This is a genomic window from Granulicella tundricola MP5ACTX9 (assembly GCF_000178975.2).
GTDB lineage: Bacteria > Acidobacteriota > Terriglobia > Terriglobales > Acidobacteriaceae > Edaphobacter > Edaphobacter tundricola.
Window position 1 is genome coordinate 263301 of record NC_015064.1, and the last position, 11904, is coordinate 275204.

Annotated in this window: 4 protein-coding genes and 1 tRNA gene; 3 read left to right on the forward strand and 2 right to left on the reverse strand. The window is 60.3% G+C overall.

All coding sequences use genetic code 11. The features are described 5' to 3' along the window. Nucleotide 1: 1 nt before the first annotated feature. Nucleotides 2-1528, reverse strand: coding sequence for an Asp-tRNA(Asn)/Glu-tRNA(Gln) amidotransferase GatCAB subunit A (locus tag ACIX9_RS01030; RefSeq protein ID WP_013578612.1), 1527 nt, complete (start codon nt 1526-1528; stop codon nt 2-4). A gap of 461 nt (nt 1529-1989) precedes the next feature. Between ACIX9_RS01030 and ACIX9_RS01035 the strand changes: the two genes are divergently transcribed. Both ACIX9_RS01035 and ACIX9_RS24415 read left to right on the forward strand, forming a co-directional pair. Further along, nucleotides 1990-4884 (forward strand): DUF7948 domain-containing protein, encoded by a 2895-nt coding sequence (locus tag ACIX9_RS01035; RefSeq protein ID WP_198152131.1) that lies wholly within the window; start codon nt 1990-1992, stop codon nt 4882-4884. After that, nucleotides 4769-7555: an MBG domain-containing protein gene (locus ACIX9_RS24415; RefSeq protein ID WP_083808357.1), complete on the forward strand. Its 2787-nt coding sequence runs from the start codon at nt 4769-4771 to the stop codon at nt 7553-7555. Before ACIX9_RS01035 ends, ACIX9_RS24415 begins: the two co-directional genes overlap by 116 nt. A 132-nt stretch (nt 7556-7687) precedes the next feature. On the opposite strand, the gene ACIX9_RS01040 is transcribed toward ACIX9_RS24415, so the two are convergent. Continuing rightward, a tRNA-Phe gene (locus ACIX9_RS01040) sits at nt 7688-7762 on the reverse strand. A gap of 679 nt (nt 7763-8441) precedes the next feature. Between ACIX9_RS01040 and ACIX9_RS01045 the strand changes: the two genes are divergently transcribed. After that, the gene (locus tag ACIX9_RS01045) at nt 8442-11873 is read left to right on the forward strand and encodes a TonB-dependent receptor domain-containing protein (protein WP_013578615.1); all 3432 of its coding nucleotides are present in this window, start codon (nt 8442-8444) and stop codon (nt 11871-11873) included. The last annotated feature ends 31 nt before the right edge of the window (nt 11874-11904 follow it).

Sequence of the window (11904 nt, forward strand, 5' to 3'; positions counted from 1 at the left end):
GCTAGACAGGAATTTCCATCGTTGGGGAGATGGGAGGCCGCTTGAGATGCCATTGCGTGGCCTGTTCGTAGGCATGCGCGAGTGCCAGGACCTTGCCATCCGCGAACGTCGGTCCTGCGATGGTAAGTCCCACAGGCAGGCCGCCGCGGGTGAAGCCGCAGGGCACGGAGATGGCGGGGATGCCGTAGGCGTTGTACTCCGGGCTGTTGGTGTAGTCGTGCCAGTTGTAGTCGGGAGGCCGGACGAAGTCCAGTTTGTGAGCCGGATTGACCATGGTGGGGAGCACCACCAGGTCCACCTCCTTGAAGTGACTGTCGATCGTGCGGCGCAGTGCTTGCAGCTTCCATGAAAGATCAACGTAGGAGCTGGCGCTGCCTCCATCTTTGTCCGCCAGCGCCTGGAGCATGGCGCGGTTGGCCGGCTGATAGAGGTTCTTGGTCGCCTCGAACTGCGGCTTGTGCCAGGCGTAGGTCTCAGCTCCGAGGGAGGTCCAGGTGGCAAGCACGGGGTCCGGCATGTTGACGTCCTGAATGCCCTTGGTGAGCGTGACCAGCAGCGCGATGGCCGTGTTGACCAGGGCTTCCACCTCCGGGTCCAGCACGTCAAAGCCGGCGGAGGGGCGGCCCAGCTTGAAGCCGTGTACCGGCTGCTTCAGCGCGGCGACGTAATCTTCTTTGGCATGATCCCGGCTGCTGATGTCGGCCGGGTCGTAGCCTGCAATCGCGTTGAGCATGATGGCGTTATCTTCGACCGTGCGGGTCAGCGGCCCGCAGTGATCCAGGCTGAACGTGAGCGGGATGATGTTGCGGATGGGGACAAGGCCATAGGTCGGCTTGAACCCTACCACTCCGCAGAAGTGCGCGGGATGCCGCACCGAGCCGCCCGTATCGGTGCCCAGTGCGCCGAAGCAAAGGCCTGAAGCGATCGAGACGCCTGAGCCCGAAGACGACCCGCCCGGCTCGCGTGTAAGGTCCCACGGATTGCGCACGATGCCATAGAAAGAGGTGAGGGTCGCGGCGAACTCACCCATGTTGGTCTTGCCCAGTAGGACGGCGCCCGCCTCGCGCAGCCGCGTGGCGACCGGCGCATCTTCTGTGGGGATGCGGCTCTCACATGCGGCGCTGGCAGCCGTGGTGCGGATGTTGGCGGTGTCGATGTTGTCCTTGAGGCCGATGGGAATGCCGTGCAGCGGACCGCGATACTTGCCGGCTTTCATCTCGTCATCCATGCGCTGTGCCTGGGCGAGCGCCCCTTGGTGCAGCACGGTGATGTAAGCCGCGAGCTTGCCGTTGTAGGTATCGATGCGGTCGAGACACGCCCTGGTCAACTGGACTGAGGTGACCTTGCCTGCCTTGAGCGCGGCGCCAGCCTGCGCGATGGTCATGTAGCAGAGCTCCTCCGCGGAGGTCTCGGGAGCGGGCGGCTGTGCGACGCTCGCAGCAGCCTCTGAAGCAAGAGGACCTGCACCGAAGCCGGTGATGGCTGCGGCAAGAGAGAGTGAATTGAAGCGGCGACGGTCGAGAAGCATGGCCTGTCCTTACCCCGTGGGGAGCAATCCTGTGTGCGGTTCGACGAACGAAGGCGATCCGCAAGCCAAGTCTGGAGTGGCCAGGGGTAAGGCACAAGCGAAATAAAGCGAAAGCCGGGACGGATGGAAACGCAGGCCGCTCACCGTTTATAAGTTCAATGCGAACTGCAGGTCACAGGAGGCCGCGCCTCAGTGACCTGGCCAAAGACCGGCGAGTTCGTATCGTCGACGGGCAGGACCAGGTTGATATGGTAAGTGACGTTGAAAAGTATGCGGAAGGATGCCGAAACGCGCGGAAGGCGGGTCGATCGCGGGCGGCGAACGCGATGGAAGTCTTGCGGGTGTGAGAGGTGTATGAGAAGATCGTCGCTCCAATTCCAGACATCTTCTGAGGTTCCATGCAGCTCTCGAGTTATCTGCCTGCGTTATTTTTCGGCCTTTGCGTTTCTTTCTCCTGCACCTTGACGGCTCAAACCTCCGGCCCTGTGCCTCAAGCGAAGCACACGTCCCTTCCCATTGTCTTCGAGGAAAACCGAGGTCAGTTTGACGCCTCCACGCGCTACGTCGTGCGCAATGCGGGAGGCGTCGTCGAGTTTCATGCCAACGGTCCCGAGTTCCTGATGGGCACCTCAAAGACTCGCACACGAATAACGCTGCAACCGGTGACACCCGCGACCAAGACAGACCTGTCTTCTGAGGAAGTGACTCCGGGAAAAGTGAATTACTTTTTGGGCCAGACGGCGACTGCCCAACTGCAGGGCATCTCCACTTACGGCAAGGTCCGTTACAGCAACTTTATGACTGGCGTCGATCTCTCGTTTTATGGCAATGGAGATAATCTCGAACATGATTTCATCCTCTCCCCGCAGGTCGAACCGAAATCCGTTGTCTTCCGCCTGAATGGTGCCGGCTCGCTGAAGCTCAAGGACAACGGCGAACTCCTCATTCAGGCCCCTGGCTCGCAACTGCTCTTCCGTAGGCCGGTCGGTTATCAGTTGATCGACGGGAGACGCACCTCTGTAGACGTGGCCTTCGTTCTTAGTCCCGGGGGCGATCTTTCCTTCCAGGCCGGCCAATACAACCACACGCAACCACTGGTCATCGACCCCGTTCTCGTCTTCTCGACCTATCTCGATGGCACCCACCAGGATTCGCCCACCTCGGTCATCACCGACAACACAGGCAACATCTACGTCGCCGGTTACACCACATCGCCCGATTTCCCTATCGCCAACGCCTATCAATCCTCTTGCGGCACATGCACTGGTGGTGGGTTTGGCGAAGCCGGCGTGCTCTCCAAGCTCGATCCCACCGGAAAGACCCTGCTCTACTCCACTTACTTCCTCGGCTCCGGTCTCACCGACATCTTCCGCATCAAGGTCGACAACTTCGGCAATCTCGTCGGCGTCGGCTACTCAGCGTCAGGCTTTCCCAAGGTCGGCAACTACCCCGGCACTTATAGCTCCGGAACCTTTGTCTTCTCTCTCAATCCTGCCGGGACAGCGCTCAATCACGCTGAAGTTATCGGTGCCGGGCAGAGTGCCTCTTCTTTCAACGATAGCAACGGGAACCCGTATGGTCTCGCCATCGACAGCAGCAATAATGTCTACATCGCCGATGCCGTTTCATTAAATGTGAATGGCGGCACGTTCCCGTTACCCGTAACCACCGGGACCTATGGGAGCGGCAACAAGGTTGCGGGAGAGACAACCAGCATTTACGTCGCCAAGATCGGCCCGGATGGCTCGCTCTTCTACGGTACGCTGGTTCCTCCCATCAATCCAAGCGCCGCTCCCTATGGCTTTTATCTCTACATGGGCGGGCTGGCTGTCGACGCCAGCGGTAACCTCTACGTCTCTGCCACTGCCAGCGCAGGCATGCCGACCACTGCGAACGCCGCCTCGACCGCCTTTCCGAACACCATGCCGGCAAACACCCAATACAGTGGGGACGCTGGATACGTCTTCGCTCTCGACCCAAAGGCAGCCCAACTTCTGTTCGCAACTTATCTGCCCGGGACCGACAGTGCGAATACGCTTGCCATCGCCGCTGACGGATCGCTTTATGTAGCCGGAACCACCAGTGAAACGACCCTTCCCGTCAGCGCAAACGCCTTTCAGGCTGCACTCAAGCCGGGCGCCAACTGCACCTGCGATGGCGGTTACGCTCTCAACCTCAGTGGCGACGGCGGCAAAATTCTCCACGCCACCTATCTCTCCGGCACGATCGATTACAACAACGAAGTCACCGCATATGGCAGCACCGTATTGGATAGTACGGGCAACGTCTTCATCGGCGGCAACGTGACCTCGGTCGACTCTCCTCTGCAGAACCCCGTCGTTTCCTATCTCGACGACACGACCAACCTCTACGCCCGTGGCACCTACGTCGCCGGTCTCACTCCTGATCTTTCCAAGCTCATCTTTGGCAGCTACTTCAGCGGACCCGGTGCCGGAGATCTTCTTGCCGACATGACCGTGAGCCCCGCCGGCCGCCTGGTTCTAACCGGCAGCACTTTCTCCAATACCAATTTCCTGACCACGCCTGGCGCCCTTCAACCCACTGCACCAGCCCAGCCTAACCCCGGCGTGGGCTATCAGCACGAGTTCGTCGCCAGCATCGATCTCACGGTGCCCGCACCCTCCGTTTGCCTGAGCAGCCGCTCCGTGAATTTTGGCAAAGTCGCCGTGGGAAATACCAACAGCGTCACCTTTACGCTGACCAACTGCGGAAATGCGCCTCTTAACATCTCCTCACTCACCTCGACGTCGCCGGTGGTGAGCGCCACTCCTCTCTCCAGCGCTTTGCCAGCGGGGCAGTCTTATCCCATCCAGGTTCAGTTCGCTCCCGCCGACTCGACCGTCATCACCGGCTCTATCACCATTGCGAGCAACGCTGTCGTGGCGACTCAAAGCGTCTCCTTCTCCGGGCAGGGCCTGGCGCCTCAGCTCGCCATCCAGAGTCCAGCGGCGACCAGCCCGGTTGCTTTCCCGCAAATGGTTCTCGGATCAACACCCGCAACGACCGTCGCTTTCCTCCTCCGCAACACCGGAAACGCGCCACTCACCATCACGAGCGCAAGCGTCTCCGGCGAATTCACCTTACTGGCTAAACTGTACGAGCCCGCTTGCCGCAAACGGCACCTGCTTTGTCTCCGTAGCGCTGGCCCCCAGCAGCGCCGGGTCCAAGCCAGGGATCCTCACACTCCTCTCCAACGACCCCACCCATCCCACACTGGCAGTGCCCCTCGCCGGCACTGTGCTCCCCAGCTTTCCCGCCCCGGTGCTGACCTCACTCAGCGAGCAGGTACAAGTAACCGGCGCCACCAAGGCCTCGCTTACCCTCACTGGCAGTAACTTCTTCCCGCAGTCGGTCGTCCGCGTAAACGGTCACGCGACGACAACCACCTTCTTCAGTAACACGCAGGTGGGGATCACCTTCGATCCCACCACGATCGCCAGCATTGGGGAAATCCCAATCACTGTCGTCAATCCGGCGCCGGGCGGCGAAAGCGCGCCACAGACCCTCACGCTGTACCAGCAGATCGTCAATGCAGGCGTGATCATCGTGTCCGTGCCCACGACCGGCAAACTCTACCTTGCGAGCAACAGCGGCTATTCCTCGCTCCGGCCCAACACCGTTGTCCCTGTCGATCCCACGACAGGCACCATAGGAACCCCTATCGCCGTCGGCAAAGATCCGTCGCTGATGGCTGCCTCCACCGACGGAGCCTATCTCTTCATAGTCAACAGGAGCGACTCCACGATTCAGCGCATCGCGCTCGCCACCAATGCGGTCGACCGCACCTATCCTTTCCCGCCAAACATCTTTTGTCCCACCTGCACCGCTCCGTCGGTCACTGCCATCCAGCCCGTCCCCGGCGTGCCGACACAGTTCGTCATTGCCCAGGACTCCTACCTTTCGCTCTACGACGATCCCGGCCTCATCAATGAGCTGTCTACGCCGACCTACGGCAGTCTCAGCACCGATTACCTCACCTTCGCTGGAGCGCCTGCACATCTTTACAGCGCGCCCTTCTCCAGTTCAGACAATTTTTTCAAGCAGTTCACGATCGACGCCACGGGAGTCCATCCACTCACCACAACGGGGACTGCGCCCACTGTTCCCAACGAGTTGGATCATTCTCTGGCTTCAATCGGAACGCAAATCTTTACAGACACCGGGCACGTATGGGATGCGGGATCGAAGCAGCTTCTGGCCACCATCCCGGTAGGAATTATCAACATCAACTCCGGCTTTGCGAGCGTCGCCGCCGATCCCAACCAGAAGCAGGTCTACTATGGCGGCGAATTGCAGTCGGCGTCGAGCGTCAGCATTACGGCATACGACACCACGACTTACGCGCCCAAAACCAGTCTGGCTTTCACCGACACGAATCTTCTTTACACCACCAATCTTTCCCGCTGGGGCAAAGACGGCTTCGCATTCATCGACCACAACGCCGACCTCGTCCTCTTCCGCTCCTCCGTCCTGGCAGGCACGTCGCTGCTCGCACCGGCGATCACCTTCACCGTACCCGACCACAACTACGGAGACGCTGCCTTCGCGGTGAACGCTACCTCCAACTCCACCGGCACCATCACCTACTCCGTTCTGTCCGGCCAGGCCACTCTATCCGGCAACGCGGTTACCATCACCGGGATCGGCGCGGTCACGCTGCAGGCGATTCAGTCTGCTGATGGTAACTACGCCGAAGCAGAAGTAAGCGCCACCTTCAACGTCACGCCCACACCACCCGTGCTTACCTTCACCGTTGCCAATCACACCTATGGCGACGCAGCCCTCATGCTCTCAGCCTCCTCCACGTCACCAGCCGCGATCGCCTATACGGTCGTCTCAGGCCCTGCGTCGATTAGCGGCAACACGCTCTCCATCAACGGAGCCGGCGTCGTCCAGGTCCAGGCTTCGCAGCCGGCCAGCGGCAACGATGCGGCAGCGACCCAGACCGCGACTTTTCAGGTCTCTACTGCCCCCCTCACCCTCAGCGCGAACAACGCCTCGCGCATCTACGGTACGCCCAACCCCACGTTTAGCGGCGTCATCGTCGGGACAAAAAACAACGACACCCTCTCTGAGAACTTCACCACCGCCGCCACTCAAAATTCCCCTGTCGCCGTCTACAGCATCGTTCCCTCGATCAGCGGCGCGGCTGCGGGCAACTACACCGTCATTGCGACCAACGGAACCTGCACCGTCACCCAAGCTGCCGCCGGCGTCAGCCTGACACCGAGCAGTACCTCGGTCACGCCAGGTCAAAGCGCTACCGTCACCATCGCCGTCACTTCCTCCACCACGGGCACGCCCACGGGTGTGGTCACGTTGCAGGATAACGGCGCCTCGGTCGCGACCCTCGCGCTCACGAACGGCGGCACGACCTACAGCGCCATTCTGCCCAGCGGGATCACTCACCATTTTTCGGCGACGTACCCAGGGGATGCTAACTTCACCGCCGCAACCACCACCACCACAACCAGCGTCGTTGTCAGTGGCACTGATAACGCCTTTATCTCGTCTACTTCGACCCAGCAAGCCGTAGCAGGCTCAGCCGTTGTGTACACACTGCAGCTCAATCCCGGGGCAGGGAGCTATCCGGCTCCCGTAACCTTCTCCGCGCAGGGCTTGCCGAGCGGATTCGTTGCCAGCTTCTCGCCATCGATGGTCAACGTTGGGACCACGCAGCAGACCGTGCAGATGACGCTTCAGGCTCCTGCAATCAAAGCACAGGTGGACATTCCCCCATCCAGGCTGATCGGCGGGTCTCTAACGTTTACTCTGGCCTTCGCGGTGCTCCCACTTGTTGGCCTGAGACGTTCTCGGCTCTTGCGCAACACCACCAGAAACTCCCTTGCTTTTGTCTGTGCGATGGCTTTTGGCCTGCTTAGCGTCACCGGGTGCGCTTCAAATCCGCCCACGGCAACGCAGCCTCAAACGCAGACTTACACCATCACCGTAACGGCGATCAGCGGAACCGTGCAACACCAAACCACGGTCACATTAGTCTGGTAGCGGCAAAGCCAATGCAGCCGAGTGGATGAGCTACATGCGCTACAGATTTCGTGCCGACCACATACAAGGGACTGCTCACAGACCAATCGCGGGTAGTCTATACGTCACTCGTGTGTAAATTGCTGAAAAGAGTGGTGGCCAGAGACGGGATCGAACCGCCGACGCCGGCCTTTTCAGGGCCGCGCTCTACCACTGAGCTATCTGGCCTTGGCTTACATCCAAGTCAGAGCCTGAGCCGCCAAGTATTGGCTCACGCTCTTACGTTATAAGCAGCTTAATGAAGGAATCGGACAGAACGAACACTCTTCGACCCAAACGGCAAAGGCATGTCACCACGCACTTCGACCGGCAATAACGTGATCTCAGTATAGCAACGTTGTTCGCGTAAGCCAACCCGGCTGAAGAAAACAAGCTACGCTCCTGCCGGCTCGCAGGTAACCTGAAACGATCTCATTCAAAAACCGGTCATCCACATCCGCTTAGGTAGCCCGATGTTCAAGCTACAGCGCCAGCCTTTCACTAGCGTCGCCGGTCATCTTCCGGGCTCCTTCAAATGACAAGTGTTCAAGTCTGAAGATTTTTTGCCGACCTCGCTCAGGCACATATCAGGCACATATCAGCCGTTGCATAGCGCGACGATCTCGAAGAGGCGGCAAAACTTCCAACGAATGAATGCAGCATTGGTCCGCCGAGCTAAATGACTCATCGATAGGATTCTGCAAGCATCACATTCAATTGAACTTAGCGATTGAACCTCAATTGAGGTTAAGAAGATGTCAATCCCCTTGCCAGCCGTAGTTGCCACGCTTCACAGTAGTCGACGTTCCAGAAAGCAGAGCGGTTGTCTAACGCCAAGTCACTGGTTCACCCTTCAGGAGGCAGCACAATGTTTCACCCCAAGACCCACGCCGACCGGCGTAACCGGCTTCGCGCCCTCGCCCTTGCCGGCGCACTGATCTTCACCGGAGCCGGCATCGCCGGAGCTCAGACCGATACCGCCCGCATCCAAGGCGTCGTCACCGATGCATCCGGAGCAGCAATCCCCAGCGCATCGATTATCGTCACGAATGTGAATACCAACGCGGTGCAGACCATCACCTCAGATGGCAGCGGAAACTTCGTTGTGAACGCCCTGCCCATCGGCAACTACAAGGCAGAGGTCAAGGCAGCCGGCTTCGGCGGCGCATCCCAGAGCTTCACCCTCTCCGTATCCCAGGTCCAAGCACTTGCCTTCAAACTCGCCGTCGGCAGCGAAAACACGGTCGTAGAAGTCACGGATGCCGCCCCCCTTGTTGACGCAGGCTCCTCCTCTCTGGGCGAAACCATCGAAGGCCGCCAGGTCACCGAGCTCCCACTCAACGGTCGTAACTTCACTGGTCTCGCGCTGCTGACTCCGGGCGTCACCCGAGGCAACTACGGCAACTCCGCCTCCGGCGTTAACGGCGACGCGGAAACGTTCCGCAACAGCTCCTCCGGTGGCGGTTCGCTGTCGACGAACGGACTGCGTCCCCAGGCGAACAACTTCATCCTGGACGGCATCGATAATAACGAGTCCCTCGTCAACACCCTCGAGTTCTTCACCAACCTCGACGCGACCGAAGAGTTCCGCGTGAACACCAGCACCGCGCCCGCCGAGTTTGGCCGCGCCGGCGGTTCAGTCGTCCAGAGCAGCATCAAGTCGGGAACTAACTCGATTCACGGTTCGGCCTTCGAGTTCGCCCGCTCCTCGCTCTTTGACGCCAATCCCAACTACCAGTTTGAAGGCGCAGGGCCAGCCGCTCCTCTCCCCTTCAAGCGCAACACCTTCGGCGGTTCGGTCGGCCTCCCCATCCTCAAGGACAAGCTCTTCGTCTTCGGCGATTACCAGGGCCTGCGTGAGAGCCAGCCGCTCAACCCCCAGATCCTCACTGTTCCCACTGCACTCATGCGCACCGGCAACTTCACGCAGCTGCTCGGCCAGGGCACTACGAACAAGCCCGCCTTCTGCACGCCCGCCGTTCAGCCGAGCGGAGCCATCTACGATCCCACCACCTGCGCCCAGTTCGTCTCCGGTGGCCAGCTCAACGTGATCCCCACTGCCCGCCTCAACCCGGCAGCGGTCAATTACCTGAATGCCTACCCTTTGCCCAACGTGCCCGGAACCAACAACGGCACACAGAACAACTACCGCACCATCCGCCAGGATGTTCGCCACTTCAACACCCTGGACGGTCGCGTCGACTACAACCCCACCCAGAAGGATCACGCCTTCGCCCGCTTCACCTATGACAACTCCGACTTCACCCGCACGTCGGAGTTCGCGGCTCTCCCCGCAGGCTTTGCCTCCGGAGCCAACAGCGTCCACGGCCGCGGCTACGCAGTTGGCGAAACCCACCTCTTTGGCCCCAACGTCATCAATGAGCTTCGCGCCGGCTATAACCGTTACACCTTCACCAACGATCCCGTCTTCAGCAACACTCCCATCTCTGCCAATCTCGGCATCGTCAACGCCAACCGCAACGCGAACCTTGGCGGTGGAGCTCTCATCGGCGGCAACAATCACCTGGAGTACACCGGCGACTACGGCACCTACGCGGTCCCCGAAAACACGTACGAGATCAACGACGCACTCTCCATCGTGCGCGGCCGTCACAGCTTCAAGCTCGGTGGCAGCGGCATCCGTCGGGATGTAGCGTTCTTCCGTCCCATCTCCGGCAAGGGCTACTTCAACATCGGAGGCGGTGACTTCACCGGCTACGAGCCCGCCGAACTCCTCGCAGGCTTCATCGACAACTACAGCATCGGCTCCCAGAGCGGCTTCTTTGGAACTCGCAACTATGAGACCGGCGCCTTCGTTCAGGATGACTGGAAGATCACCCAGCGTCTCACCCTCAATTTGGGCGTTCGCTACGACATCATCACCTTCCCGGTTGAAGAGCACAATCGCGAGTCTGCCCTCGACCCCGTCACCGGAGCCATCAACCTCGCCGGCCAGAACGGCTTCTCGCGCTCCATCATCCAGAACAACTTCGGCAACGTCGCCCCGCGTTTCGGCTTCTCGTACGACGTCTACGGCACCGGTAAGACGGTCCTCCGCGGCGGCTATGGAATCTTCTACTTCCAGGATCGCGGCGGCATCGACAATCAGCTCGGCCAGCAGGTTCCTTACGGCGGCTCCGTCAGCTACACCGCTGCTCAGGGTTACCGCATCGCCTTCACTGGCCAGGCTCCGCAGAACACGCTGGTCAACACCGCCAATGGGGCTGCCGTGGCCAACGCGCCGCTCCCGCTGCCTGGCTTCCCCAACTTCAACCGCCTCGCACCGCCTCCCGGCGCGAACGTCTTCTCCGTCAACACCACGGAAAAGACCTCCAGCGTCCAGCAGTACAACCTGCAGCTTCAGCAGCAGCTTGGCGCTCGCACAGTCATGACCGTCGGTTACGTCGGCAATAAGGCTACTCACCTTGCCACCGGCTATAACTTCAACTTCCTCCCCGGCGTCGCAGGCCGCACCCAGCCGCGCTTCACCGAACTTACCAGCGCCAGCCAGGTCGTCTACAACGCCAACGACGGAGTCTCCCACTACAACTCCCTCCAGGCGCAGTTGAACTACCGCGCCGCCAAGGGCCTCAACTTCACCAGCTCCTACACCTGGTCGCACAACATCGATAACACCGACGGATATCTCGGCTTCTATGCCGTCAGTCAGCTCGATATCTACAACAAGGCCCTCAACAAGGGGAACTCCGGTCTCGATCAGCGCAACGTCTTCGTCGCCAGCGCCGTCTATGATCTGCCCTTCGGCCGCGGTCAGCGCTTCGGTTCGCACCTGAACCGGACTGCCGACTACGTCCTCGGCGGCTGGCAGTTGAACTCCGTCGTTCAGGCGGAGACCGGCAATCCCTTCTCCGTCGTCATCCCGTCCTACGGTGGCGTCTACAGCCAACGTGCCGATGCGGTCTCCCTCATCAGAACGCCTCATAGCACCACGGGTGCGTACTTCACCGGCACCTTCGCCGCGCCCACCGGGCTCCAAGGCAATACCGGCCGTAACGAGTTCTACGGACCTGGCTTCGCCCAGGGAGACGTCTCGCTCTTCAAGAACGTCTCGCTCACGGAACGCGTCAAGATGGAGCTGCGGGCTGAGGTCTTCAACGTCACCAACACCCCTCAGTTCACCAACCCAGACAGCAATCCCACCGATGCCGGTGCAGTCCAGAACGCGGCCGGAGTCAACACCTACACCGCCAATGGAACCGTAAGCAACTTCGGACGCATCACCGGCACACGCGAGTACTCAGAGCGCCAGATGCAGATGGCAGTCCGCTTCACCTTCTAACCACGTAACATTCCACACTCAAGCCGTACGG

What these genes read in the sequence shown, in the direction of transcription:
- ACIX9_RS01030 (WP_013578612.1), bottom strand. Translation starts at nt 1,528, where the DNA reads ATGCTTCTCGACCGTCGCCGCTTCAATTCACTCTCTCTTGCCGCAGCC.
- ACIX9_RS01045 (WP_013578615.1), top strand. Translation starts at nt 8,442, where the DNA reads ATGTTTCACCCCAAGACCCACGCCGACCGGCGTAACCGGCTTCGCGCC.